The organism is Nocardioides allogilvus, assembly GCF_003047285.1.
GTDB classification, from domain to species: Bacteria; Actinomycetota; Actinomycetes; order Propionibacteriales; family Nocardioidaceae; genus Nocardioides; species Nocardioides allogilvus.
In genome coordinates this window covers 49,008-74,879 of the sequence record NZ_PZYX01000015.1, presented here as the reverse complement: position 1 = coordinate 74,879, position 25,872 = coordinate 49,008, and the positions used below count along the sequence as shown (strand labels likewise).

General features: G+C 70.0%; 26 protein-coding genes. 20 read left to right on the top strand and 6 right to left on the bottom strand.

The window, feature by feature from the left end; translation table 11 throughout:
- Positions 1–145: 145 nt before the first annotated feature.
- The 4 genes from hpf (at position 146) to secA (ending at position 5,643) form a co-directional block, all read left to right on the top strand.
- A complete protein-coding gene (gene hpf / locus C9J87_RS17790; RefSeq protein WP_010832183.1) occupies positions 146–766 on the top strand; it encodes a ribosome hibernation-promoting factor, HPF/YfiA family in 621 nt (206 codons plus the stop codon).
- 63 nt (positions 767–829) lie between these two features.
- Positions 830–1,513 (top strand): response regulator, encoded by a 684-nt coding sequence (locus tag C9J87_RS17785; RefSeq protein ID WP_036490348.1) that lies wholly within the window; start codon positions 830–832, stop codon positions 1,511–1,513.
- On the top strand, positions 1,513–2,733 hold the full coding sequence (locus C9J87_RS17780) for a winged helix-turn-helix domain-containing protein (RefSeq protein ID WP_010832185.1): 1,221 nt from the start codon (positions 1,513–1,515) through the stop codon (positions 2,731–2,733). The genes C9J87_RS17785 and C9J87_RS17780 overlap by 1 nt, the downstream gene beginning before the upstream one ends.
- A gap of 66 nt (positions 2,734–2,799) precedes the next feature.
- Positions 2,800–5,643, top strand: a complete 2,844-nt coding sequence (gene secA / locus C9J87_RS17775) for a preprotein translocase subunit SecA (RefSeq protein ID WP_010832186.1) — start codon at positions 2,800–2,802, stop codon at positions 5,641–5,643.
- Here secA and C9J87_RS17770 read toward each other — a convergent pair whose 3' ends face one another.
- Complete coding sequence (locus tag C9J87_RS17770) at positions 5,644–6,126, bottom strand: Rv3235 family protein (protein WP_010832187.1); 483 nt, start codon at positions 6,124–6,126, stop codon at positions 5,644–5,646.
- A gap of 53 nt (positions 6,127–6,179) precedes the next feature.
- On the bottom strand, positions 6,180–6,860 hold the full coding sequence (locus tag C9J87_RS20490; RefSeq protein WP_198016955.1) for a LysM peptidoglycan-binding domain-containing protein: 681 nt from the start codon (positions 6,858–6,860) through the stop codon (positions 6,180–6,182).
- A gap of 93 nt (positions 6,861–6,953) precedes the next feature.
- On the opposite strand from C9J87_RS20490, the gene C9J87_RS17760 reads away from it, so the two are divergent.
- Entirely contained in the window at positions 6,954–7,499 is a 546-nt protein-coding gene (locus tag C9J87_RS17760; RefSeq protein WP_010832189.1) for a hypothetical protein, read from the top strand.
- Here the strand turns inward: C9J87_RS17760 and C9J87_RS17755 are convergent, their stop codons facing one another.
- From C9J87_RS17755 to C9J87_RS17740, 4 genes are read right to left on the bottom strand one after another with little or no spacing between them, the layout of a single operon-like run.
- The gene (locus tag C9J87_RS17755; RefSeq protein WP_010832190.1) at positions 7,500–7,820 is read right to left on the bottom strand and encodes a sec-independent translocase; all 321 of its coding nucleotides are present in this window, start codon (positions 7,818–7,820) and stop codon (positions 7,500–7,502) included.
- Between the two features lie 3 nt (positions 7,821–7,823).
- On the bottom strand, positions 7,824–8,969 hold the full coding sequence (locus tag C9J87_RS17750) for an Mrp/NBP35 family ATP-binding protein (protein WP_010832191.1): 1,146 nt from the start codon (positions 8,967–8,969) through the stop codon (positions 7,824–7,826).
- A 33-nt stretch (positions 8,970–9,002) separates the two neighbouring features.
- Positions 9,003–9,533 carry a DUF1003 domain-containing protein gene (locus C9J87_RS17745; protein ID WP_036490352.1) on the bottom strand — a complete coding sequence of 177 codons (531 nt, stop codon included), beginning with the start codon at positions 9,531–9,533 and terminating at the stop codon, positions 9,003–9,005.
- Positions 9,530–10,804 carry a magnesium transporter MgtE N-terminal domain-containing protein gene (locus tag C9J87_RS17740; protein WP_010832193.1) on the bottom strand — a complete coding sequence of 425 codons (1,275 nt, stop codon included), beginning with the start codon at positions 10,802–10,804 and terminating at the stop codon, positions 9,530–9,532. The genes C9J87_RS17745 and C9J87_RS17740 overlap by 4 nt, the downstream gene beginning before the upstream one ends.
- Positions 10,805–10,908: 104 nt before the next feature.
- Here C9J87_RS17740 and C9J87_RS17735 point away from each other — a divergent pair, with 104 nt between their 5' ends.
- The 15 genes from C9J87_RS17735 (at position 10,909) to C9J87_RS17670 (ending at position 25,846) form a co-directional block, all read left to right on the top strand.
- A complete protein-coding gene (locus C9J87_RS17735; RefSeq protein WP_036490355.1) occupies positions 10,909–11,313 on the top strand; it encodes a hypothetical protein in 405 nt (134 codons plus the stop codon).
- A gap of 111 nt (positions 11,314–11,424) precedes the next feature.
- The gene (locus tag C9J87_RS17730) at positions 11,425–12,840 is read left to right on the top strand and encodes a phospholipase D-like domain-containing protein (RefSeq protein WP_036490357.1); all 1,416 of its coding nucleotides are present in this window, start codon (positions 11,425–11,427) and stop codon (positions 12,838–12,840) included.
- Between the two features lie 163 nt (positions 12,841–13,003).
- Positions 13,004–14,980, top strand: coding sequence for an RCC1 domain-containing protein (locus C9J87_RS17725; RefSeq protein ID WP_010832196.1), 1,977 nt, complete (start codon positions 13,004–13,006; stop codon positions 14,978–14,980).
- 56 nt (positions 14,981–15,036) lie between these two features.
- Positions 15,037–16,104 (top strand): hypothetical protein, encoded by a 1,068-nt coding sequence (locus C9J87_RS17720; RefSeq protein ID WP_157953252.1) that lies wholly within the window; start codon positions 15,037–15,039, stop codon positions 16,102–16,104.
- On the top strand, positions 16,101–16,976 hold the full coding sequence (locus C9J87_RS17715) for a glycosyltransferase family 2 protein (protein ID WP_010832198.1): 876 nt from the start codon (positions 16,101–16,103) through the stop codon (positions 16,974–16,976). Before C9J87_RS17720 ends, C9J87_RS17715 begins: the two co-directional genes overlap by 4 nt.
- A 6-nt stretch (positions 16,977–16,982) precedes the next feature.
- On the top strand, positions 16,983–18,548 hold the full coding sequence (locus tag C9J87_RS17710; protein WP_107706190.1) for a class I SAM-dependent methyltransferase: 1,566 nt from the start codon (positions 16,983–16,985) through the stop codon (positions 18,546–18,548).
- Complete coding sequence (locus C9J87_RS17705) at positions 18,545–18,739, top strand: DUF6752 domain-containing protein (protein ID WP_157953251.1); 195 nt, start codon at positions 18,545–18,547, stop codon at positions 18,737–18,739. Before C9J87_RS17710 ends, C9J87_RS17705 begins: the two co-directional genes overlap by 4 nt.
- Positions 18,736–19,818: a hypothetical protein gene (locus tag C9J87_RS17700; RefSeq protein ID WP_107706188.1), complete on the top strand. Its 1,083-nt coding sequence runs from the start codon at positions 18,736–18,738 to the stop codon at positions 19,816–19,818. Before C9J87_RS17705 ends, C9J87_RS17700 begins: the two co-directional genes overlap by 4 nt.
- 98 nt (positions 19,819–19,916) lie before the next feature.
- Positions 19,917–21,116 (top strand): acyl-CoA dehydrogenase family protein, encoded by a 1,200-nt coding sequence (locus C9J87_RS17695; RefSeq protein ID WP_107706187.1) that lies wholly within the window; start codon positions 19,917–19,919, stop codon positions 21,114–21,116.
- Between the two features lie 5 nt (positions 21,117–21,121).
- On the top strand, positions 21,122–21,943 hold the full coding sequence (locus C9J87_RS17690) for a sulfotransferase (RefSeq protein ID WP_157953250.1): 822 nt from the start codon (positions 21,122–21,124) through the stop codon (positions 21,941–21,943).
- Between the two features lie 18 nt (positions 21,944–21,961).
- A complete protein-coding gene (locus tag C9J87_RS17685) occupies positions 21,962–22,972 on the top strand; it encodes a hypothetical protein (protein WP_107706185.1) in 1,011 nt (336 codons plus the stop codon).
- A complete protein-coding gene (locus C9J87_RS17680; RefSeq protein ID WP_107706184.1) occupies positions 22,969–23,724 on the top strand; it encodes a class I SAM-dependent methyltransferase in 756 nt (251 codons plus the stop codon). The genes C9J87_RS17685 and C9J87_RS17680 overlap by 4 nt, the downstream gene beginning before the upstream one ends.
- Positions 23,725–23,924: 200 nt before the next feature.
- Positions 23,925–24,098 carry a DUF5302 domain-containing protein gene (locus C9J87_RS19790; protein WP_157953249.1) on the top strand — a complete coding sequence of 58 codons (174 nt, stop codon included), beginning with the start codon at positions 23,925–23,927 and terminating at the stop codon, positions 24,096–24,098.
- 68 nt (positions 24,099–24,166) lie between these two features.
- Positions 24,167–25,216 carry a MaoC family dehydratase gene (locus C9J87_RS17675; protein ID WP_107706183.1) on the top strand — a complete coding sequence of 350 codons (1,050 nt, stop codon included), beginning with the start codon at positions 24,167–24,169 and terminating at the stop codon, positions 25,214–25,216.
- Between the two features lie 51 nt (positions 25,217–25,267).
- Positions 25,268–25,846 (top strand): histidine phosphatase family protein, encoded by a 579-nt coding sequence (locus tag C9J87_RS17670; protein WP_010832208.1) that lies wholly within the window; start codon positions 25,268–25,270, stop codon positions 25,844–25,846.
- Positions 25,847–25,872 lie beyond the last annotated feature (26 nt).

The following is a 25,872-nucleotide window of genomic DNA, read 5'->3' as shown; positions in this document are numbered from 1 at the left end:
GGTAGTGGCATCCAAGCTGCGAAAGCTCCAGCAGGCGATTGTGGGGTCGAAGACCAGGTCGGCCGGGCGGGCTCCATCTCACCCTGCCAAACAGAGTGCAGGAGTGGGAGCGCAGCACAAGTAGCCCTGCTACAAGGAGGTTCACATGGATGTTGTGGTCACCGGACGGCACTGCGAGGTGTCGGACAGGTTCCGTGAACATGTCTCGGAAAAGCTCGCCCGCCTGGAGAAGCACGATCATCGGATCATCCGCGTCCAGGTGGAGGTCGAAGAAGAGAAGAACCCCCGGCAACACGACCGGGCGATCAGGATCGAGCTGACCGCCTTCTCCAAGGGCCCCGTGATCCGCGCCGAGGCCGCGGCCGAGGACAAGATGGGCGCGCTCGACCTCGCGCTCGACAAGATGGCAGCCCAGATGCGCCGCGCCGCGGACCGCCGCCGCGTGCACCGTGGGCGCCACACCCCCGTGTCCGTCGGTCAGGCGCTGGCCGGCAGTGCCGACGCGATCCTCGTCGAGGAGGAGAGCGATGAGGAGACCGTCACCGAACGCCAGGTCGGCCCGATCACGGTCACCGGCGATGGACCCCTGGTCGTGCGGGAGAAGTCGCACGCCGCAGCGCCGATGACCCTCGACACAGCCCTCTACGAGATGGAGCTCGTGGGACACGACTTCTTCCTGTTCGTCGACAAGGAGAGCGAGAAGCCCTCGGTCGTCTACCGCCGTCGCGGCTACGACTACGGCGTGATCTCGCTCGAGCTCGACTGACGCCGGAGGTCATCGCAGGGTCCGAGCGAGACCGGTCGCGCCCGTGTCTGTCATGATGCGGGCGTGACCGAGGCAACAGGAACGCCAGGGACAGAGCCCATCCGCGTACTCGTGGTCGATGACCAGGAGCTCTTCCGCCGAGGACTGACGATGCTGCTGGCGCAGGACGCCGACATCGAGGTCGTCGGCGAGGCCGCCGACGGCATCACCGGCACCGAGCTGGCGCAGTCGCTGGCGCCGGACGTCGTGCTGCTCGACGTACGCATGCCGCGCCTGTCGGGCGTCGAGGCCTGTCGTGGGATCAAGGAGGCCGTGCCGTCGGCCAAGATCATCATGCTGACCGTCTCCGACGAGGAGGGCGACCTCTACGAGACCGTCAAGAACGGCGCGTCGGGCTATCTCCTCAAGGACTCCTCCATCGAGGAGGTCGCCCAGGCCATCCGTGTGGTCAACGAGGGGCAGTCGCTGATCAGCCCGTCGATGGCGATCAAGCTGATCGACGAGTTCAAGCAGATGTCCAAGCCGGACAAGGCGCAGAACACGGCGCTGAAGCTCACCGAGCGCGAGCTCGAGGTGCTGCGCCTGGTGGCCCGCGGGCTCAACAACCGCGAGGTGGCCAAGGAGCTGTTCATCTCCGAGAACACCGTGAAGAACCACGTCCGCAACATCCTCGAGAAGCTGCAGCTGCACTCCCGCATGGAGGCAGTCATGTATGCCATGAAGGAAAAGCTGCTCGACCTGCCGTAATGGAGTCGATCAGCAACCTCCAGGCCCGCCGGATCGCGCTGGCCGCCCAGGGTTTCGCCGACCGCGCCCATGCCACACCCACGCTGGCCACGCTCCAGCGCACGCTGGGGCGCACCGGTGTCCTGCAGGTCGACTCGGTCAACGTGCTGCAGCGCGCCCACTACATGCCGCTCTACTCGCGGATGGGTGCCTACGACGTCGACCTGCTGCGGCGGGCCGCCAGCAGCCAGGGGCGCCGGCCCCGGCGGATGGTGGAGTACTGGGCGCACGTCCAGGCCTTCATGCCGGTGGAGCTGTGGCCGGTGATGCAGCACCGCATGGAGCGTTACCGGGGCGAGCGCGGGAAGTGGGGCTTCACGGCCGACCCCGCGCTGGAGCCACGGATCCTCGCCGCCGTCCGCGAGCGCGGCCCGGTCACGGCACGCGGTCTGGACGAGGAGTTCAGCCGCCCCCGCCTCAAGGAGAACTGGGGCTGGAACTGGTCGGACGCGCGGCGCGTCCTCGACTACCTCTTCCTCGTGGGGGACGTCGCCATCGCCGGTCGCACCAGCCAGTTCGAGGTGTTGTACGACGTCCCCGAGCGGGTGCTGCCGGCCGACGTGCTCGCGCTGGCCACGCCGACGAAGGCGGAGGCCCACGTCGAGCTGGTACGGCGAGCCGCTCGCTCGCACGGCGTCGGCACGGTCCGCTGCTTCGCCGACTACTACCGGATGGCCGTCGCGGACGCCAAGGTCGCGGTGGAGACGCTGGTCGAGGCCGGCGAGCTCAGCGCCGTACGCGTGGAGGGATGGCGCAAGCCTGCCTTCCTGCACGCGGAGGCCAGGCTGCCGCGCCGCATCGGTGCGCGGGCGCTGCTCAGCCCCTTCGACCCGGTCGTGTGGGAGCGGGACCGGGCCGAGGCGTTGTTCGGCTTCTTCTACCGCATCGAGATCTACGTGCCGGCCGCCAAGCGGGTCCACGGCTACTACGTGCTGCCCTTCCTGCTGGGCGAGGCGATCGTGGCGCGCGTCGACCTGAAGGCCGATCGCGGCACCGGCCGGCTCCTCGTCAAGGGTGCCTACGCCGAGGCCGGGGCGCCGAGCGAGACCGCCGAGGAGCTCGCGGCCGAGCTGATCCGGCTGGCCGGCTGGCTGGGACTGTCCGCCATCGAGGTGGAGCCGCGCGGGGACCTGGCGCCCGCACTCGCTGCCGCTTCGGCTGCGGCTGGGTGGCGTGGGTAGCATGATCGACGGCCACTCGGCCGCCCCATTCTCTGCCTCACCCACATCCGACGGAGTCGCATCACCGTGCCTGCCATCATCGACAAGCTCCTCCGCATCGGCGAGGGAAAGATCCTGCGCCAGCTGGAGACGATCGCCAAGGCGGTCAACGCCATCGAGGACGATTTCGTCAAGATGACCGACGCCGAGCTCCAGGCCATGACGGGGGAGTTCAAGACCCGTCTGGAGCAGGGCGAGACGCTCGACGACCTGATGCCCGAGGCGTTCGCGGTGGTCCGTGAGGCCTCGAAGCGCGTCATCGGCCAGCGTCACTACGACGTCCAGGTGATGGGTGGCGCGGCGCTGCACCTCGGCAACATCGCCGAGATGAAGACCGGTGAGGGCAAGACCCTGGTCTCCACGCTCCCGGCCTACCTCAACGCGCTGTCCGGCAAGGGCGTGCACGTGGTCACGGTCAACGACTACCTCGCGAAGTACCACGCGGAGTGGATGGGTCGCATCCACCACTTCCTCGGCCTCACGACCGGCGTGATCCTGCCGCACATGCGTCCCGAGGAGCGTCGCGTGGCCTATGCCGCCGACATCACCTACGGCACGAACAACGAGCTCGGCTTCGACTACCTGCGCGACAACATGGCCGACGACATCGACGACTGCGTCCAGCGCGGCCACAACTTCGCCGTCGTCGACGAGGTCGACTCGATCCTGATCGACGAGGCGCGCACGCCGCTCATCATCTCCGGCCCGACGCAGGACGAGGTGAAGTGGTACGCCGAGTTCGCGACCATCGCCTCGTCGCTGCGCAAGGACGTCGACTACGAGGTCGACGAGAAGAAGCGCACCATCTCCGTCCTCGAGCCCGGCATCACCAAGGTCGAGGACCACCTCGGCATCGAGAACCTCTACGACTCGGTCAACACGCCGCTGATCTCCTTCCTGAACAACTCCATCAAGGCCAAGGAGCTGTTCCGCAACGACAAGGAATACGTCGTCATCGAGGGCGAGGTGCTGATCGTCGACGAGCACACCGGTCGCATGCTGGCCGGTCGCCGCTACAACGACGGCCTGCACCAGGCGATCGAGGCCAAGGAGGGCGTGACCGTCCGCGAGGAGTACCAGACCCTCGCCACCGTCACCCTGCAGAACTACTTCCGCCTCTACGACAAGCTCTCCGGCATGACCGGCACGGCCATGACCGAGGCCAGCGAGTTCGACAAGATCTACAAGCTCGGTGTCGTCCCGATCCCGACCAACAAGCCGATGTCGCGCATCGACGCGGGCGACCTCGTCTACCGCACCGAGGAGGCGAAGTACGACGCCGTCGTGGAGGACATCGCCGAGCGCAACGCCAAGGGCCAGCCCATCCTGGTCGGCACGGTGTCGGTGCAGAAGTCCGAGCTGCTCTCCGGGCTGCTCACCAAGAAGGGCGTCCCGCACACCGTCCTCAACGCCAAGGTGCACGCCGACGAGGCGAAGATCGTCGCGATGGCCGGCCACAAGGGCTCGGTCACCGTCGCCACCAACATGGCCGGTCGAGGCACCGACATCATGCTCGGTGGATCGGTGGAGTTCCTCGCCGACCAGGCCCTGCGCCAGCAGGGCCTGGAGCCGACCGGCGAGACCGCCGACGCCTACGAGGCGGCCTGGGCCGACACCCTGGAGCGGGTCAAGGCGACGGTCGCCAACGAGCACGACGAGGTCAAGGCCCTCGGTGGCCTCTACGTCGTCGGCACCGAGCGCCACGAGTCGCGCCGCATCGACAACCAGCTCCGCGGTCGCTCCGGCCGCCAGGGTGACCCGGGTGAGTCCCGGTTCTACCTCTCGCTGCAGGACGAGCTGATGCGCCTGTTCAAGTCCGACTGGGTCGACCGCATCCTGCAGGTCCTCAAGGTCCCCGACGACGTGCCGATCGAGAACAAGCGCGTCACCGGCGCCATCGCCAGCGCCCAGAGCCAGGTCGAGTCGCAGAACTTCGAGTCGCGCAAGAACGTCCTCAAGTACGACGACGTGATGAACCGCCAGCGCGAGGTCATCTACGGCGAGCGCCGCCGGGTCCTCGAGGGCGCCGACCTCGAGCAGCAGATCCGCACCTTCATCGACGACGTCATCACCGGCTACGTCACCGGCTCGACCGAGGGCTACGCCGAGGACTGGGACCTCGACGGCCTCTTCACCGCCCTGCACCAGATCTACCCCAGCGAGCTCACGGCCGAGTCGGTCGTCAAGGCCGCCGGCGGCCGCGCCGGGCTGAGCCGCGAGGCGCTGATCTCGGACCTGAAGAAGGACATCCAGGCGGCGTACGACCGTCGCGAGGCGGAGATGGGCCCCGAGGTCATGCGTGAGCTCGAGCGCCGCGTCATCCTCTCCGTGCTCGACCGCAAGTGGCGCGAGCACCTCTACGAGATGGACTACCTGCGCGAGGGCATCGGGCTGCGTGCCTACTCCCAGCGCGACCCGCTCGTGGAGTACCAGCGCGAGGGCTTCGACATGTTCGCCGCCATGATGGACGGCATCAAGGAGGAGTCGGTCGGCTACCTGTTCAACCTGCAGGTCGAGGTCGAGGCCGAGGACGACACCCCGACCGAGGACGAGCGGTTGGGCCAGCAGCCCGCGGCTCCCGCTCTCGACCCGACGACCCCGCAGATCGACTTCGCGCAGGCCCAGGCCCACGCCGATCACGCTCCGCAGATCCGGGCGAAGGGGCTCGAGCGCAAGGCGCGGCCGACCAACCTCAACTACTCCGCGCCCAGCGAGGACGGCGAGGCCGAGGTGCGGACCGCTCCGGTCGAGGAGGACCCCTTCGCCGGCACCGCGCGCAACGCCGACTGCCCCTGTGGCTCGGGCAAGAAGTACAAGAAGTGCCACGGTGCGCCCGGTGGCGCGTCGGGCCGCGCGGTCGTCGGCGGCTGATCAGGCCCACTCCAGCACGACGCACTGCCAGCGACCGTCGACGACCTCGAACCTGGCCGCCAGGGCGCGCGACCGCGCGCCGTAGCGCACGTGCGCCGCGACCTCGAGGGCGTCGGCGCGCACCAGGCTGGTGTGTGTCGAGCGCAGGACGGGGCGTACGGCGCCGCGCCCTCGTCCGAGGGCCGCGGTGGTCCCGGCGGCACTGGTGACCAGCTGGGCGCGCCGGGCGAGGTCGGCATGGACCGCGGGGGAGCAGTGCCGCAGCAGCTGGGCCGACGGGCGGTCTCCGCACGCGATCTCGACGGCGCACGCGAGGTGGCGGCGCACGAAGCGGTCGAGCGCTGCCCGCTCCTCGGTCTCCGCAGTGACGATCCTCGCCTCGGTCTCCGGTGGGTCGAGCCGCGGCGTCAGGTCGAGGGCCAGCGAACCCTGGACGCTCGCGACCGGGACGGTGCGCCGGATCGGGATCACGTTGGTGCTCATGCGCGTAGTCGCTTCGCTCATGCGCGTACTCGCTTCGCTCATGATCGTGCCTTTCAGTTCGATCCCGGCTCGAGGTCGAGCCCGGGGCGGATGAGGTCGGGGTCGGGGCCGATGGCGTCGCGGTTGGCGGCATAGAGGTCGCGCCAGGCGGCGTCGATGTCGGCCACCGCGGCATCGGGGCCGAGCCGGTCGGCGGCGATGGACCACAGCGAGTCGCCGGTCCGGACGGTGATCGCTGCTGGGCGCCGTGACGCCGCCGCGGCGGCAGGTCGGCTGGCGGCTCGAGGCGCTGGCTGCGCTGCGGGGGTGTCGACCACGGGCGCGCGCGGGGCGGTGGCGACAGCCCGGTCGGGCATCGGCAGCCCGGCCAGCGAGTGGTCGCCGGCACCGCTGCCGGCCAGGGCGGGGCTGCTGATGCCCGCCACCACGGCGGCGCCGCACGCGGCCAGCACCAGCCGCCGGGTGAGGCCACGCGGCACGCTGGTGGGCACCCGTCCCCGCACCAGGTCGACGACGGTCGCCGTGGTGATGAGCCACGACCAGGCCGCGCACACCAGCACGGCCGCGGATGCGACGGCCACGAGCAGGTCGTCGAACGAGCCGTGCCACACCGCGGACGAGGCGAGCGACGCCGTGTCGTCGGCCAGGGCGACGAGCGTGGCGAGCAGGCCTGCCGTGACGAGCAGCCAGACAGCCAGGCAGCGACCCACTGATCCGTGATTGCCCCGAGACATGCCCAAACCCTTCGTTTGCGGGTGTTTGCCTCATTTAAGGCAAAGATGCGCGCGTTGTCAACGGGTTGTGCACAGGCGGACTAGGCTCGGAGCATGGCGCCGCACCCGTCCTGGGACGAACAGCTTTTCGCCCTCTTCGACGACCTGGAAGGACAGGCGTCGGCGCTCTACGAGCTCGAGCGCGACGCGGAGCTGGTCGATCGCAGCCGCGCGGAGTACCACCACGTCACGCTCGACTCGAGGCTGGTGGCGAGCCTCGGCTCCCACCTCGCGCTCACCGTCGCGGGGGTCGGCCGGATCGAGGGTGAGCTGCAGCGCCTCGGCGCCGGCTGGTGCCTGCTCAGCGGGCACGCCCAGGACTGGATCGTGCGCACGCCCCGGATCGAGGTCGTCCAGGGCGCCTCGCAGCGCTCGGTGCCCGAGGTCGCCTGGTCACCGCTGCACAAGCTGAGCGTGTCCTCGGCCCTGCGCCGGCTGGCCGAGTCGCAGGTGCGCTGCGTCGTCCACGTCGGGGACGCCGGACAGCACGAGGCCGTCGTGCGCCGGGTCGGGGCGGACTTCGTCGAGATCAGCACTCCCGGCGACGAGCGGGTGCTGATCTCCTACGACGCGATCAGCGCGGTGCAGAGCCGCGACTGATCAGGTGGCGTCGACGTCGTACGGCGGGCGCTGGCCCGCGGCGAGGGCGGGCTCGGCGACCGGGCGGGCGTCCTCGTCCTCCATCGCCTCGATGATGTGGCGCCGCACGATGGTGCGGGGGTCGAGGTCGCGCAACTCGAGGTCGGCGAACTCCGGGCCGAGCTCGTCACGGATCTCGTCGCGCGCGGAGTTGGCCATGGCGCGCGCCTTGCGCATCATGATGCCGGCCTGCTTGGCCAGGACCGGCAACCGGTCGGGACCGAAGGCGATGATCGCGACGAACGCGATCAACGCCATCTCGGCCAGCCCGACCCCGAACATCGACTAGAACTTCGAGCTCGGGGTGAGGCCCAGCTGCATGCCCGCCAGGCCGCGACCGCGGCCGCTGAGGCCCTCGGCGATCTTGACCAGCTCGAGCGCCGCCGCTGCCGTGGGGTCGGAGTCGACGATCGGCTTGCCGGCGTCGCCGCCCTCGCGCAGCGAGGGGTCGAGCGGGATCCGGCCGAGCACCCGGACGTCGTAGCCGAAGCGCTGGGACAGCGTCTCGGCGACACGGTCGCCGCCGCCGCTGCCGAAGACCTCCATCGTGGAGCCGTCGGGCAGGGTCAGGAAGCTCATGTTCTCCACGACGCCGACGACGCGCTGGTGCATCATCGAGGCCATCGTGCCGGCGCGCTCGGCGACCTCGGCGGCGGCCTCCTGCGGGGTGGTGACGACCACGACCTCGGCATTGGGCAGGTGCTGGCCCAGCGAGATGGCGACGTCGCCGGTGCCCGGGGGCAGGTCGAGGAGGAGCACGTCGAGGTCGCCCCAGTAGACGTCGGAGAGCATCTGGACCAGGGCGCGGTCGAGCATCGGGCCGCGCCAGGCGACGACCTGGTCGCGACGCGGCTTGAGCATGCCGATGGAGATGACCGAGACGCCGCTGGGCGTGGGCACGGGCATGATCAGGTCGTCGACCTGGGTCGGGCGCGCGTCGGCGACGCCGAGCATGGCCGGCACGGAGTGGCCGTAGATGTCGGCGTCGACGATGCCGACCTTCAGGCCCTGCTTGGCCATGGCGAGCGCGAGGTTGACGGTGACCGACGACTTGCCGACCCCGCCCTTGCCGCTGGCGATGGCATAGACCTTGGTCAGCGAGCCCGGCTGGGCGAAGGGGATCTCGCGCTCGGCCTTGCCGCCGCTGAGCACCTCCTTGAGACCGGCCCGCTGCTCGGGGGTCATGACGCCGAGGGTCAGGTCGACGCCGGTGACGCCCGCGACCGCGGTGACGGCGGCCGTGACGTCACGGGTGATCGTCTCCTTGAGCGGACAGCCGGCGACCGTGAGGAGGACGGTGACCGCGACCTCGCCGCTCTCGGCGACCGTGATCGAGTCGACCATGTTCAGGTCGGTGATGGGGCGCTTGATCTCGGGATCGTTGACCGTGGCCAGGGCAGCGGTGATCTGCTCGACAGATGGGGTGCTCATGATGTGCCCGAGTCTACGAGCCGTCCGGGCACATCACCTCGCCGGTGGCTCATCTCGGTCGTCGTCTTCGTCACCCCGGGTGAGTTCCTCGAGGTCGGCGTAGAGCCCCTTGAGCTCCGAGCGCAGGAAGTCGCGGGTGGCGACCTCGCCCACCGACAACCGCAACGAGGCGACCTCGCGGGCCAGGAACTCCATGTCGGCGTGGGCGCGCGCGTTGGCCTGGCGGTCCTGCTCGGCCACCACCTTGTCCCGGAACTCCTGGCGGTTCTGGGCGAGCAGGATCAGCGGTGCGGCGTACGACGCCTGCAGGCTGAGCATCAGCGTGAGGAAGATGAAGGGGAACTCGTCGAAGCGCCACGCGAGCGGCGCCAAGGTGTTCCAGAGCATCCACGCGATCACGAACAGCGTCATGTAGATGAGGAACTTCGCGGTGCCCATGAAGCGGGCGAACTGCTCGGCGAAGGATCCGAACGCGTCGGAGTCGTAGCTCGGGCGGCGCACCAGGGGTGGCCGACGGGTCTCGCGGGGCGTGTCGAGGCGCGGGCGCGCGCGGGAGTCGCTCATCGCCCACCCGTCCCGGCGATCGGTCCCGGTCGGTCGGCCTGGTCGCGCCAGTTGTCGGGCAGCATGTGGTCGAGCAGGTCGTCGACCGTGACCGCGCCCAGGAGGCGGCCCTCCTCGTCCACCACCGGTGCCGCGACGAGGTTGTACGTCGCCAGGTGGGCGGCGACCGCGTCGATCCCGGCGTCGGGGCGCAGCGGGTCCATCGACTCGTCCAGCGCGGCCGCGACCAGCGTCGAGGGCGGCTCGCGCAGCAGGCGCTGGATGTGCGCGGCGCCGAGCAGCCGACCCGTCGGCGTCTCCAGCGGCTGGCGGCAGACATAGACCAGGGCGGCGAGGGCCGGCGTCAGCTCGGGGTTGCGCACGTGGGCGAGCGCGTCGGCGACCGTGGCGTCGGGGGAGAGGATCACCGGCTCCGGCGTCATCATGGCGCCGGCCGTCTTGTCGGCGTAGGACATCAGCCGGCGCACGTCCTCGGCCTCCTCCGGCTCCATCAGCCCGAGCAGGGTGGCGGCGGTGTCGGGGTGGAGGTCGGCGATCAGGTCGGCGGCGTCGTCGGGCGACATCTCCTCCAGCACGTCGGCGGCGCGCTCGGAGTCGAGGAGCTCGAGGATCTCGACCTGGTCCTCCTCGGGCAGCTCCTCCAGCACGTCGGCCAGCCGCTCGTCGTCCATCGCGGCGACGACCGCGATCCGGCGCTCGCGGGGCAGGTCGTGGATGACGTTGGCGGCGTCGGCCGGGCGCATCTCGTTGAGGGTGGCGATGAGGTGGGTCGCGCCCTGCGTCTCCTCGCGCCGGGCGAGGCCGTCGACGTCGCGCCACTCGACGGTGTGGGTCTGGCCGCGGCGGCGGAACCCCTTGGACGGTTCTTGTACGGCGACGCGCGAGAGCACCCAGTCACGGTTGCGTGCCTGCTCCATCGCCACGTCGTAGACCGTCCCCTGGATGCCGGTCTCCTTGATCAGCACCCGCCGGTCGAGCATCTGGCCCATCACGAGGGTCTCGGTGGCGCGCTGCTCGAAGCGGCGCATGTTGAGCAGGCCGGTCGTGTAGACCTGACCGCTGTCGATGTTGGTGACGCGGGTCATCGGCACGAAGATCCGACGCCGGCCGAAGACCTCGGCCACCATCCCGAGCACCCGCGGCTGGTTGGCGGACTCCGACCGGAGGGCCACCACGACGTCGCGGACCTTGGCGACCTGGTCGCCCTGGGGGTCGAAGATGGGCAGGCCCACGAGGCGGGCCAGGTAGACCCTGGTCGGAGTGCTGCTCATGTCAGCGAAGGCTACCGGGACGCGGGCGCGACGGGGCGCGACGACACCGTCGGCGGCGCGTGGCAGATGTGGCCGTTCTGCTGAGGTCGCTTACCATCGGTGCTATGGCTATCTTGGGGATCAAGCTGTCCGCTGCTGTCGTCGCTGTGTGTGCGACCGCCGTTCTCGGCGCCTGCGGCAACGAGCGCGACGTCGACGAGACCGCGACCGACAGCACCTCCGAGTCCTCGAGCCCGTCGCCGAGCGAGTCCAGCGCGGCCACGGAGCCGGGCGCGCTGCCCGAGTGTGCGGACGTGTGGGTCGCCGGGCAGGACCTGCCCAAGGACTACAAGGCCTGCCAGAGCGAGGGCGAGACCATCAAGCCCGTGAAGCGCCCGTGCGGCTACGGCGCCACGTTCTTCGAGCAGGACGGCCGCTTCTTCGCCATGAAGGGCAACGAGATCACCGACGCGGGTGACCTCGAGACGAACGAGGACTACCAGCAGCTCCTCGCCACCTGCCAGGCCTGAGGCAACCAATCCGGCGTGGGCGTCATCAGAACCATGGGCACGCCCGCTCGTTATCGCTGTTCGCAGCCAGACCTTCAACCAAGGGGACACGTCAGCACCATGAAGTCACGGATGACCATCACGGTCGCAGCCTCGATCCTGGCGGTCATCGCACCGCTGACGACGCTCGCCACCCAGGCCAACGCCCTCGAGCTGTCCGCGGAGTCCACCCCGACGCCGACGCCGACCCCCACCCCGACGGTGCCGGTCCCCACCACCCCGGCCCCGACCTCGACGGCCCCCACGACCCCGGCGCCGACGCCGACCGAGGAGCCCACGCAGTCGACCAGCAAGTGGCAGCCGCAGCCCGGCGTCCGGTTCAACGAGCCGCGTGACCCGGAGCAGTCGCACAAGATCAACCGCTACATCCGCAACGCCATCGCCAACAGTCCCAAGGGCTCGCAGATCCGGCTGGTGACGTGGAACTTCAGCAACGCGCTGTTCGTCAACGACATCATCGCCGCGCACAAGCGTGGCGTGAGCGTGCAGATCATCATGGCCAACGGCCTGGCCTCGAAGCAGGGCGCCGGCAGCTACTACCCGCGCACACGCGACGCGCTGGCCAAGGGCAACAAGAAGCGCTCCGATGACATGGTCAGCTGGTTCCGCACCTGCAAGAACTCCTGCCGCGGCAAGGAGGGCATCCAGCACGGCAAGTTCTTCATGTTCAGCCACACCGGCGGGCGCAACAACGTCGTCATGTCCACCTCGGCCAACCTGACCGACGCCGCGGCGTACGTCCAGTGGAACGACCTGTTGACGGTCGTCGACCGCCAGGTCACGTGGGACAACTACGTCAAGATCTTCAAGCAGATGTCGAAGGACAAGCCCCGCAAGGGTGCGTTCTACACGTTCCAGGACGGCGACTACGAGGGCTGGTTCTTCCCCAACATGGGCAAGGTGCGCAACTACAACGTGCTGCGCATGCTCGACAAGGTGAAGTGCAAGGGCGCCGTCGGCGACGCGGGCAAGAACGGCCGCACCGTCATCCGCGTCTCGCAGGCCGTCTTCAACGGCCGTCCCGGCACCGCCGTGTCCGGCAAGCTCAAGGGGCTCAAGGAGCGTGGCTGCAAGATCCGGCTGGTCTACGGCGTGCTCAACAACAACGCCCGCGCCAACCTGCAGGACATCCCGCGCCGCACGATCCTCGAGGACACCAACGGCGACGGCTACGTCGACCGCTACATCCACATGAAGGCGCTGACCATCTCGGGCAACTACGACGGCAAGCGCTCCTCGCACATCGTCTACCAGGGCAGCGCCAACTGGTCGGGCATGAGCACGCTCTCCGACGAGCAGGGATTCATCATCCGCAGCAAGCGGCTGGAGAGGTCCTACTCGAAGTTCATCAACTACCTTTTCAAGAACCCCCCGCCGCAGGGACAGGACCTCGTCAAGGAGATCGTCCTGCGGCGCCAGGCCGGGTTCGACCCGTTCGCCCAGGTCCGCCAGGACATGGGGCTGGGCAAGATGAAGCCGGTGCTCTGAGGCGGAATCTGCTCCAGGGCGACAACCTCGACGCACCCGCGTGCGTCACTCCTTGCAGGGGCCGGGCCGGTCACGGTCTGGCCCCTGTGACATTTGTGAACTACCGTGACAGATGTTGCTGAAGTTGCCAGACTTTTCCGTGTCGTCTATCTCGGAGGTTGCCATGAAGGCGCCCGTCGCCCTCATCGCTCTGATCGCGAGCATGTTCACGCCGATCGCCCTGGCCGCCCCCGCGGGTGCCGGCACGTCGGTCGCGATCGCGAGCGCCCAGTCATCGGTGCAGTCAGCCGCCCCGGTCCAGGCCGTCGCGCCGGCCGCCCGCAAGAAGCGCCGCGCCCCGGTCGAGACGCTGTCCAGCGGCGGTGAGCACGGCTGCCGGCTGCCGGGCAACGGCTCCCTCGTCTGCTGGGGCCGTGACCAGTACGGCCAGCTCGGCGACGGCAAGGTCGGCCCCGACGTGACGGCGTCGCAGCGCGTCAAGGGTGGCAACAAGTGGCGCTCGGTCTCCGCCGGTGGTGCGTCGACCTGCGGGATCAAGAACAGCGGCAAGCTCTTCTGCTGGGGTGTCAACCACCGCGGCCAGCTCGGTGACAAGAGCACCAAGGTGCGCCCCAAGCCGGTCGTGGTCGCCAAGGACAAGAAGTGGAAGAGCGTCAACGCGAGCTGGTTCAACACCTGCGCCATCACCAGCCGGGCGAAGCTCTACTGCTGGGGTGACAACGCGGCCGGCCAGCTCGGCGCGCTGAAGGCCAAGCAGTCCGCGAAGCCGGTCAAGGTGCCCGGCGGTCGCTGGGCCAGTGTCTCCGTGGGCAGCCGCTTCGTGTGCGGCACCAAGACCGACGGCTCCTTGTGGTGCTGGGGCGGCAACCTCTTCGGCCAGCTCGGCATCGGCTCGTTCGCCGGCAAGAACCGGCCTGCGCGGGTCGGCACCTCGACCAACTGGGCCGAGGTCTCCACCTCGTGGACCCACACCTGCGCCCTCACCACGAGCGGCGCCGTCCACTGCTGGGGCCGCAACACCTACGGCGCCCTGGGCAACGGCAACGTCACCACCACCGCGACCCCGCAGCTCGTCCTGGGCGGTCACAAGGCGATCGACGTCACGACCTTCGAGGGCGGCTCGTGCCTGCTCGACGACAAGGGCCAGGCCTGGTGCTGGGGCAACAACGCCTACGGCCTGATCGGTGACGGCAGCGCGCCGTTCACGATGGAGCCGGCCGCCGGTCCCAAGGGCATGACCCAGATCGAGGGCGGCTGGCGCCACGTCTGCGGCCTCACCTCCAGCGGGACGTCCTGCTGGGGTGCCAACGACCGCGCGCAGCTCGGCAACGGCACGCTGACCAGCAGCCCCTCGCCGACCGAGGTCGAGCCCGCACCGCCGACGGACCCCGCCGGGGCGACCGACTTCCGCATCGCCACCGTCAACGCGCTCGGCAACGGCCACACCCGGCCCTACGCCCACGACGACGCCTTCGGCCCCGCCACCACGCGGATGGGCTGGATGGCCGACCAGCTCGACAACAGCGCCATCGACATCATGGGCCTGCAGGAGCCCAACTCCGACCAGATGTTCCACTTCCTCAAGGCCGCTCGCGGCACGTGGGACGTCTACCCGCGGCCCGAGTCGGGCGACGACGCCTCCGAGGCGGCCTTGGCCTGGCGCACGAGCGTGTGGGACCTCGTCGAGGCCAACGTGATGATGAACCAGTTCATCAGCAAGGAGCTGCCGCGCCCGGTGGTCAAGCTGCGGCACCGCGTGACGGGCAAGGAGATCTACGTGATCAACGTGCACAACGCGCCGTGGGAGTACCAGTTCAAGCGTGACCGCGCCACCAACGTGCAGATCGCCAAGATCAACGAGCTGCGCGCGACCGGGCTGCCGGTCTTCTTCATCGGTGACATGAACGAGAAGCGCACCCTGTTGTGCAAGGTGCTCTCGAAGACCGACCTCGTCAGCCCGTTCGGCGGCGCCTACGACCCGGCCACGGGTCGCTGCACCAACCCGCCGAGCCGGATGCGCGTCGACTGGATCTTCGGCTCGCCGGACGCCACCTACGCCAACTTCGAGTACACCCGCCCGCCGCTCCTCAGCCTCGTCACCGACCACAACATGGCGCTGGTGGATGTGCGCCTGCCGTAGGGTCGTCTCCGCACTACCGGCCAACCAGGGCCGGCTGCGAACGGAAAGGGCTTGGCGTGGCAGAGCGGGTCGTCCTCCACATTGGCTCGATGAAGTCGGGCACGAGCTTCATCCAGAACGTCCTCGGCAACAACCGCGAGGAGCTGGCGCAGCACGCCATCTCCTTCGCGGGTGAGAAGTGGCGCGACCAGGTCGCCGCGGTGCAGGACCTGATCGCGCACGGTGGCCCGCAGCAGCCGCCGCTCGACCCTGACGGTGCGTGGCGGACGCTGGTGGCGGGGATCAACTCCACACCCGGCACGGTCGTGGTGTCGATGGAGTTCCTCGCACCTCGCGCGACCCGCAAGATCGAGATCATCCGCGACTCCCTCGAGGGTCAGCTCGAGGTCGTCCTGACCGGCCGTGACCTGGCCCGCAACATCGCGGCCATGTGGCTGGAGTCCGTGCAGAACGGGTCGGCGGTGACCTGGGACGACTACCTCGGCGCCGTACGCTCCGAGGACCCGACCTCGCCGGTCGCCCGCAACTTCTGGAACCACCAGGGACTCGCGGCGATCGCCCGTCGCTGGAGCGACGCGGTCGGCCCCGACCACTTCACGCTGATGACCGTCCCGCCCAAGGGCGCACCGAGCAACCTGCTGTGGGAGCGCTTCGCGCAGGTCCTGCAGCTCGACCCGGCCGCCTTCGAGCTCAACGTCCGCGCCAACCGGTCCATCGGGCTGGCCACCGCGCTGACCCTGCGCCACCTCAACGAGATCCTCGGCCGCGACGGCACCCCCGCTGCCGAGCACCGGTTCTACGACCTGCTGGTCAAGCACCTGCTCACCAAGCGCGGGCTGGTCTCGCGCCAGGGCGAGCCGACCCTCGGCGTCGACCAGCGCTGGGTGATCAAGCGCGGCGCCGCGGAGGTGGATCAGCTGCGCAAGCAGGGCCACCGCGTCATCGGCGACCTCGACGAGCTGCTCCCGCAGCCCGTGCGCGGGGTGCACCCTGACCAGGTCTCCGTGCACCAACAGCTCGACGCCGCGATGGAGGGCCTGGCCCGGATGACGCAGATCGGCATGGAGCGCGAGGACAAGCACCGGCAGCGGCTGCGCCGCCGCAAGAAGCAGAGGAACGCATGACTCTCCCCAATGTCGCCGTCATCACGATGGCCCGCGACGAAGGCACGATGCTGCGTCGCTGGGTCGATCACTACGCGCGCGAGGTCGGGGCCGAGAACCTCGTCGTCGTCGACGACAACAGCTCCGACGGCTCGACCGACGACCTGCCCTGCCCCGTGCTGCGGATCCCGCCGCTGACCAAGAAGTCCTTCGAACCGGCTCGCATGGGACTGCTCGGCGGCCTGTCGGCCGGGTTGCTCGAGGCCTACGACGCCGCGATCTTCTGCGACGTCGACGAGTTCATCGTCGCCGACCCGAAGGTGCACGAGTCGCTGCGCCACTTCGTCGCCGCCCGCCCGGGCCGCCAGGCCGTCGGTGTGATGGGGCTCAACGTCGTGCACGACGTCGCGCAGGAGCCGGCGCTCGTCGAGGGGGAGCCGATCCTGGGCCAGCGCTCGCTCGCGAAGTTCCTGCCGCTCATGTGCAAGCCGTCGCTGAAGTGGGAACCGGCCAATTGGGCGCTCGCCTCGCACGGCATCAAGTGCCCCTTCGAGGTCGACCCCGAGCTGTTCATGTTCCACATGAAGTTCGCCGACCGTGACCACCTCAAGGCCGTGGCCGACCACCGCCACGAGATGTTCCGATCGGACGGTCGCGCTGCTCGCACCAGCTGGGAGCGCAGCGGCGGCGACATGGTGGACCTGCTCGACGAGATCACCGCCGACATCGACCACGCCGCGATCAAGCCGTTCGGCCCGCCGCTGAAGAAGCTGCCGGACATCGTCGAGCAGACTGCGCCCGACACCTGGCGCGCGGTCGGCGGCGGCCAGGTCCAGGCAATGCGCAACCGCCCGCTGGTGCGCATCCCGGACCGGTTCCTCGGCCGGGTGTGACCGCGCGTGCTCACTGACATCCGCGTCGACGACGCCGGTCTGGAGTACCTCGCCGACGAGGACGTCCTGTGCAACCTGTCCTTCGACGGGCGCCGCATCTGGTCCTTCTGGTCGGTGCGCGACAGCGTGGCGTCCCAGAACGGTCCGGTCCGGTTCGTCGCCTGGCCGGAACGCCTGACGATGCACCTCGTGGGGGTGACCCGGCTGGGGATCACGCTCGGCGACGGCACGTCCGTGTTCGACGAGGAGGTGCGCTTCGGTGACGAGGACCGCCGGCTGACGGTGGTCGGCCGCGACGGCGCGCCGCTCGGGATCGACATGTACGGCAAGCTGGTGAAGACCTTCGAGACCAAGGACGAGGGCGAGCTCGCGCCGCTGCTCGACGCCCTCGAGACGGTGCTGGGGCTGCTGCACGAGCAGGGGCTCGAGGCGTTCCCTGCGTACGGCACGCTGCTCGGCGCGGTCCGCGAGGGGACGTTCCTCGGCCACGACAACGACGCCGACGTCGGCTATGTCAGCGAGCACAGCCACCCGATCGACGTGATCCGCGAGTCCCACCGCGTCCAGCGCGCGGTCGAGCGCCGGGGCTACGCCACCAGCCGGCACAGCGGGGGAGCGTTCAAGATCGACGTGCCCGACACCGACGGCTCGGTCCGCGGCCTCGACGTCTTCGGCGGCTTCTTCGCCGAGGGGCACCTCGCGCTGCTCGGCGAGATCTGGACGCCGTACGAACGCGAGTGGATCTTCCCGCTCGGCACGGTCACCCTCGACGGCCGGTCCTTTCCGGCGCCTGCTGATCCCGAGCGGCTGCTGGTGGCCACCTACGGGCCCGGGTGGAAGGTGCCGGACCCGGCGTTCCGCTACGAGAAGGACCCCGACGTCCAGCGTCGCTTCGACGAGTGGTTCCGCGGCACCCGGCTGCACCGCGCCGCGTGGGACCACCGCTACGGCCTGGCGCGGTTGCTGCCGCCGTACCAACCGCCGCACGACATCGCCCAGCACCTGCACGAGCGCGAGGACCCCGACACCTGGGTGCTCGACGTCGGCTGCGGCCGCGGCCGCGACGTGCGCTGGCTGGCCAAGCAGGGACGACCCGCGGTCGGGCTCGACTACTCCGGGGTGGCGATGCAGTTCATCGCCGCCAAGGCCGCCGAGCAGGGCTGGCCCGCGGAGCTGCGCACGATGAACCTGCTCGAGCTGCGCCACGTGCTGTCGTGGGGCGCGCTGCTGGCCGCCCGTCCCGGACCGCGGACCGTGCTCGCGCGCCACCTCATCGACTCGACCTCGCCGTACGGCGTGGACAACTTCTGGCGCCTCGTGTCGATGGTGCTGCAGTCCGGCGAGCGCGTGCACCTGGAGTTCCTGACGTCGCCGATCGAGGATGTGGAGGGCCGGCCCTCGCTGGTGCGCGCACTGTCGCCGGGCGACGTCATCGAGGACGTCGAGCGGCGTGGTGGAGTGGTGACCGGGCTGGTCGACCTGGTCGGGCAGGCGATCGACTACGGCTATGGCGAAGAGTTGTCCCAGGGAACGAGCTGGCGGTCCTGCCGCCTGGAGGTGGAGTGGCAATGAGGATGTCCAAGAAGGACCTGGCGGCACGGGTGGACGAGCTGGAGGCGCAGGTCGCCGCGCTGTCGGCGCGTGTCGAGGAGGGCGCGGTGCTCAACCAGCGTTTCGCCGAGCTGCTCGACGTGGTCACCGAGCTGCTGCCCGCTGCTGATCCGACGAAGGTCGAGGCCTACGTCGACGAGCTGGGGTCATGACCAGCCGGGTCTTCGTGCACATCGGACTTCCGAAGACCGGGACGTCCTACCTGCAGGCCATCGCCTGGCCGGGGCGCTCGCAGCTGCGTGAGGCCGGGCTGCTGCTGCCGGGAGCCCGCAAGAGCGACCATCTCTTCGCCTCGATGATCGTGCGCGACGACCCGGGCATCGCGCGCCGCGGACCGGGGGCCTCGGAGGCCTGGGACCGGATCCGCGCCGACGTCGCCGGCTTCGACGGCGACGCCCTGATCACCCACGAGTTCTTCTGCGCGGCGTCGGCCGAGCAGGCACAGCGGATGGTCGCCCAGCTCGCGCCCGCCGAGGTGCACCTGATCATCACCACCCGCGACCCGCTCGGCCTGCTCACCAGCAGCTGGCAGGAGTCACTGAAGAACAAGGCCACGACCCCGCTGGCCGACTACGGCCGCGCGGAGAGCGACGACCCGCGCGACGTGTGGGACTGGCGCTCCCTCGACCTGGGTCTGGTGCTCGAGCGCTGGTCGCCGGCCGTGCCACCCGAGCGGCTGCACCTCATCGCGCCCGCGCCGGCCGGTGCACCGCGCGAGGAGCTGTGGTCCCGCTTCTGCGACGTCCTCGGCATCGCGCCCGACACGTGCGACACCTCGCGCGGCTTCGCCAACGCCTCGATGGGCGTGGTGGAGGCGGAGACGCTGCGCCGCGTCAACGAGCGGCTCACGGGCTTCAACACCGCCCGGGCGCGCGGGGTGTGGCTCCGGTCGTTCCTCGCCGACGAGCGGCTGGTGCCGCGTGGGGGCGACCGGTTCTGGCCGGCGCCCGACCAGGTCGAGGACGCCCGCCTTCGCGGTGCTCGCGCCGTGGCGAAGATCCGCGCATCGACGTACGACGTGAACGGGGACGTGGACCTCCTGCTCGTCCCCGACGACCTGCCGCCGCGACGGCATCCCGAGTCGGTGACCGACGCCGAGGTGGCCGACGTCGCGCTCGACCTCGTCGCCACCCTGCTGCGCGACCTGCAACGGCGCAGCGAGCGGACCAGCCCGCCCGCGGATCCGCCCACGCGCCGGGAGCGCCTGCGCCAGGCGATCAAGGGCGTGTGACAACTCTCATGTGGGACGCCGACGTCTCGGCGAGCCACCCCGCCTAAACTCCCGCGAGTAACCCCCAGCCTCGACGAACACGAACGAAGGGACGCCCCATGGGTCGCCTGTGCCAGACCGACGGACTCAACGAGGACCAGACGGAGATCCTCAAGGCGGTGCGTCAGTTCGTCGACGAGCAGATCATCCCCGTCGCCCAGGAGCTCGAGCACGCTGACGAGTACCCCACCGACATCATCGAGGGGCTCAAGGAGCTCGGCGTCTTCGGCCTCACGATCCCGGAGGAGTTCGGTGGCCTCGGCGAGTCGCTGCTGACCTACGCGCTCGTGGTCGAGGAGATCGCGCGCGGCTGGATGAGCGTCTCGGGCGTCATCAACACGCACTTCATCGTGGCCTACCTGCTGATGCAGCACGGCACCGACGAGCAGAAGCAGAAGTACCTCCCGCGGATGGCGACCGGCGACGTGCGCGGCGCCTTCTCGATGTCCGAGCCGGGCCTCGGCTCCGACGTCTCGGCCGTGTCCACCAAGGGCACCAAGCTCGACGACGGCTCCTACTCCATCACCGGCCAGAAGATGTGGCTGACGAACGGCGCGACGAGCACGCTGGTCGCCGTGCTCACCAAGACCGACGAGGGTGCCGAGTCGGTCTACAAGAACATGACCACCTTCCTGGTCGAGAAGGAAGCCGGCTTCGGCGAGACCGCCCAGGGCATCAACGTGCCCGGCAAGATCGACAAGATGGGCTACAAGGGCGTCGAGACGACCGAGCTCATCCTCGAGGACCACAAGATCTCCGCGGACCAGATCCTCGGCGGGGAGCCCGGCAAGGGCTTCTTCCAGATGATGGACGGCGTCGAGGTCGGTCGCGTCAACGTCGCGGCCCGCGCCTGCGGCCTGGCCTGGCGCGGCTTCGAGCTCGGTGTGGCCTACGCCCAGCAGCGCAAGACCTTCGGCAAGATCATCGCCGAGCACCAGGCGGTGCTGTTCCGCCTCGCCGACATGGCGACCAAGGTCGAGACCGCCCACACGATGATGGTGCGCGCTGCCCGCCTCAAGGACACCGGCGGTCGCGTGGACGTCGAGGCCGGCATGGCCAAGATGCTCGCCTCCGAGTTCGCCAACGAGGTCGTCGAGGACTCCTTCCGGATCCACGGCGGCTACGGCTACTCCAAGGAGTACGAGATCGAGCGCCTGATGCGCGAGGTCAAGTTCATGCTGATCGGTGAGGGCACCTCCGACATCCAGAAGATGATCATCGGTCGCAGCCTGCTCAAGGACTACAAGCTCAAGGGCTGAGGTCCTTGTACCTTCCGAGCACCCTTCGACGACGGCTCGAGGCCCGCGACGCGCGGGCCCGGGCCGACGGCGTGCGTGAGGGCCTGGAGCTGGCGCGGGCGCGGCGTGCGCGCGAGCGCCACTCCTACGTCTTCGTGGTGACCTTCGGACGGTCCGGATCGACCCTGGTCCAGGGCCTGCTCAACACGCTGCCGCGGACCCTGGTGCGGGGCGAGAACGACCTCTACCTGCTGCACTTCTACCGCGGCCTGGCCGCGCTGCGCGCGTTCCGCGAGGAGCACAAAGCACACGGGTCGTACGACGACGCGTCGGCCTTCTACGGCCTCAAGCAGATCCGTCGCAGCGCGTTCATGCAGGCGATGAACGACGTGGTGACCACCGGCGTCCTCGGCGGCGTCGAAGCGGACGACTACGACGTCGTGGGCTTCAAGGAAGTGACGTGGCACCGCATCGCGCCCGAGGAGACCGAGGACTTCTTCGCGGTGATGGACAAGGCCTTCCCGGGGGTGCGCTACGTCCTGAACACCCGCGACCCCGACCGGGCACTGGCGTCGGGCTTCTGGCGCCAGGAGGACGAGGCGGCAGCCCGGCAGAAGATCGCGCGCACCCTCGACATCCAGCAGCACCTGCGAGCCACCCGCCCGGACCGCGTGCTCGACGTCAGCTACGAGCAGCTGACGGGCGACGACGACGGCGTGCGTGACGCGCTCCTGGCCTCCCTCGGCGCGTTCGTGACCGGTCGGCCGGTCGATGAGTCGCTGATGGCCGACCTGCACCACACGCTGGCCCGGGGTTTCGGTCCCAACCCGTTCGGCGGCACCTCGTGAGTCGCTAGGGTGACGCGCATGTCGCGCCGCCTCGTGCTCCACGTCGGAGCCATGAAGTCGGGCACCTCGTTCATCCAGTCGCGGCTGTTCGCCAACAAGCGGATGCTGCTCACCGAGCGCGACATCCTCGTTCCCGGCATGAACTGGCTCTCGCAGGTGATGGCAGCCCGCGACGTCCTCGGGTCGGGCGAGCAGCAGTGGGCCAAGATGGCCGGCAAGGTGCACGCCCACGAGGGCACCTCGGTGATCTCGATGGAATACCTCGGCCCGGTGCGTCCGGTCGTGGCGCAACGGGTCGCCGCCACGTTCCCCGACCACGCGATCGAGGTCGTGGTCACCGCACGCGACCTCAACCGCACGATCGCCGCGATGTGGCAGGAGACGGTGCAGAACGGCCGCACCTGGACGTTCGCCGACTACCTCGCCGGCATCGAGGCCTGGCGCCCCGGCCACCGCGATGCCATCGAACCTCCCGAGGCCGGCCGGACCTTCTGGCGCCAGCAGAACCTCGTGCGCATCGCCCGGACCTGGGGCGAGCTCGCCCCGGTCACGGTCGTGACCGTGCCCCCGCCCGGCGCCCCGCGCGAGCTGTTGTGGGAACGCTTCTGCTCACTCCTGGGTACGGCGCCGACCGGCTTCGCCCCGGCCCGCATGGACAACGAGTCGGTCGGAGCGGCGTCGACCCTGGTCATCCGCCGGCTCAACGAGCTGCTCAACGAGGCCGGGCTGCCCTTCCCCGAGGGGACCGACCTGCGCAAGGGAGTGCTGGCCAAGCAGGTGCTCGCCGCCCGCAAGTCCGCAGAGCCGGCCATCGGGCTGCCGGTCGCTCCCTGGGTCGTCGCCCATGCCGCGCACCTCGTCTCGGCGTTGTCGGAGGCGGGCGTCTCCCTCGTGGGCTCGTGGGACGACCTGACGCCGGTGGACGTGCCGGGCGTCGATCCCGCGTCGCTGGACTCCGCCGAGGTGCTCGACGCCGCCATCGCGGGCCTGGCCGGGTTCCTGGCCGCGCAGATCCGGGAGTCGGCGTGAGCATCGTCGACCAGTCCCTGTCCCCGCGCGGTCCCTCGATGCTGCTGCAGATCGTGCGCGAGCTCGACCTCCGGCCGGACTCGGTCGCGCTCGACGTCGGGTGTGGCGCGGGCTCGACCTCCTTCCGGCTCGCCACCCACTTCGGGCTGCAGGTGCTCGGCGTCGACCCGTCGCAGCACAACCTCGACGCTGCTCGCGAGGCCCGGCGCGACCTCCCGGAGGAGATCGCCTCGCGCGTCACGTTCGGCCGTGGGAGCGCGATCGAGCTGCCCGTCGCGGACTCCTCGGTCGACCTGGTGTGGTGCAGCGACCGGCTCGCGCGCGTGCGTCATCTCGACAGCGCCTACGCCGAGATCGCGCGAGTCCTGCGACCGGGAGGCCGGGCCGTGATCCACCAGGTCGTGGCCACGCCGCTGCTCGCGCCCTTCGAGGCGGACGCCCTCTTCCCGGTGCTGGGGGTCGTGCAGTCCTCCCTCGACCCGGCCGTCACCGACGCCGCGGTCGCCGCCTCGGGGCTGGTCGTCGACGCGTCCTTGGACATCGGTTCGGAGTGGGGCGAGCACGCCGAGGAGGAGTCCGGCAGCGCCGGCCGCGCGCTGCTCCGCGCCTCCCGGCTCCAGCGGGCGCCGGAGCACTATCGCTCGGCGATGGGCGAGGCGGCGTACGACCAGGTGCTGGGGGACTCGCTGTGGCAGGTCTACCTGATGCTCGCCAAGCTGTCGGGCCGGATCCTGGTGCTGAGCCGCCGGTGAGCCGGCCGCACTGCGGCGGCACACCACCGCAGTGCGGTGCTGGTGTCGCTCCTGCGGTGTCCTGCCACCGCACCAGCGTCACCATCACCGCATAGGTCGCGCTCGACCCGAGGCGGCCGGGAGGGCTCCCGCAGGAGAACCCCCTCGACCGAGGGGCGGCCCTGCTGGCAGGGTGGGCACCTGACCCAGGAGGAGGACGAATGTCGAACGATGACCTCAAGGCCAAGATGCGCGAGGCCCTGGACAAGAAGAACAACAAGGAGAAGGGCGTCCACCAGGACGGCCCCGTTCCGGAGAAGGCCCACGGTGCCGAGGTGGAAGGTGGCGCGGCGCCGAAGATGCACCGCCGCAAGGCCGGTGGCGGCGGCAGCTGAGCCGGCCGTGAGAAGAGCCACGTGAGCACCCGCGCCCATCCGGGCGCGGGTGCGGCACGATATGCCCCATGAGTGGGACGAGCGCAGGCAAGACGAACGCGGGCAACTTCTTCGAGGACTTCACCGTCGGGCAGGTGATCGAGCACGCGACGCCGCGCACGATCACCGAGGGCGACCGAGCGCTCTACCAGGCGCTCTACCCGACCCGGTTCGCCCTGCCGAGCAGCGCGGAGTTCGCCAGGAGCGTCGGCCTGGCGCAGCACCCGGTCGAGGAGCTCATCGGCTTCCACGTCGCGTTCGGCAAGACCGTCCCCGACGTCTCCCTCAACGCCGTCGCCAACCTCGGCTACGCCGAGTGCCGCTTCCACCAGCCGGTAGCGCCGGGCGACACGCTGCGCACCAGCAGCGAGGTCATCGGCCTCAAGCAGAACTCCAACGGCAAGACGGGCGTCGTCTACGTCCGCTCCACCGCGACCAACCAGCGCGGCGAGGTCGCGATCGACTGGTGCCGCTGGGTGATGGTCCACAAGCGCGACACCGACGCACCCACGCCCGAGACGGTCGTGCCCGACCTCAAGGACGCGCTCGAGGCGCAGGACCTGAAGATCCCGGCCGGCCTCGACTTCACGGCCTACGACCAGGCGGCCGCGGGGGAGCAGCACCGACTCGGTGACTACGAGGTCGGCGAGAAGATCGACCACGTCGACGGTGTCACGCTGACCGATCCCGAGCACATGCTCGCGACGCGCCTGTGGCAGAACACCGCGAAGGTGCACTTCAACGCCGAGGCCCGCCCCGACGGCAACCGGCTGATCTACGGCGGCCACGTCATCTCCATGGCCCGCGCGCTGTCCTTCAACGGCCTGGCCAATGCCCAGCTGATCGCCGCGATCAACGCCGGCGCGCACACCTCCCCGGCCTTCGCGGGCGACACCGTCTATGCCTGGTCCGAGGTGCTCGACAAGGCCGAGACCGCTGCCCCCGGCGTCGGTGCGATGCGCCTGCGCCTCGTCGCCACCAAGGGTCGTGACGAGTCGATGACGCTGCGCGGCGAGGACGGCAAGTACGCCGACGGCGTGCTGCTCGACCTCGACTACTGGGTCCTCGTCCCGGCCTGAGCGACTCGGCGGACGACCTGTCCGACCTCGCGACGTGCGAAACTCGCAGCCATGTCCGCAGACGCGTCCCTGGCCAGTGAGCTCTGGCTCGTCCGACACGGGGAGACCGAGTGGAGCCGCGACGGGCGCCACACCTCGGTCACCGACCTCCCGCTGACCGACCACGGCGTCGAGGTCGCGCGCGGGCTGGCAGCGCGCCTCGCCGGCACCGAGTTCACCCAGGTCCTCACCAGTCCCCGCCAGCGTGCGCGGGTCACCGCCGAGCTCGTGGGCTTTGCGGACGCCGAGGTCGACGGCGACCTCGTCGAATGGGCGTACGGCGACTACGAGGGCGTCTCCACGGCAGTGATCCGCGAGACGGTGCCCGGCTGGACGGTGTGGTCACACCCCACGCCCGGCGGGGAGACGGCCGAGCAGGTCGGCGCCCGTCTCGACCGCGTGGTGGCACGGGCGCGAGCCTGCGCGGGCCGCACCCTCGTCTTCGGCCACGGGCACGCGCTGCGTGCGCTCACGGCCCGCTGGCTCGAGCAGCCGGTGACCGACGGCAAGCACTTCCGCCTCGACACCTCGACCCTGTCGGTGCTCGGCTGGGAGCGCGAGACGCCGGTGCTGCTGCGCTGGAACTCTTGACGGCTCCGGCGGCTCGGACCACCGTG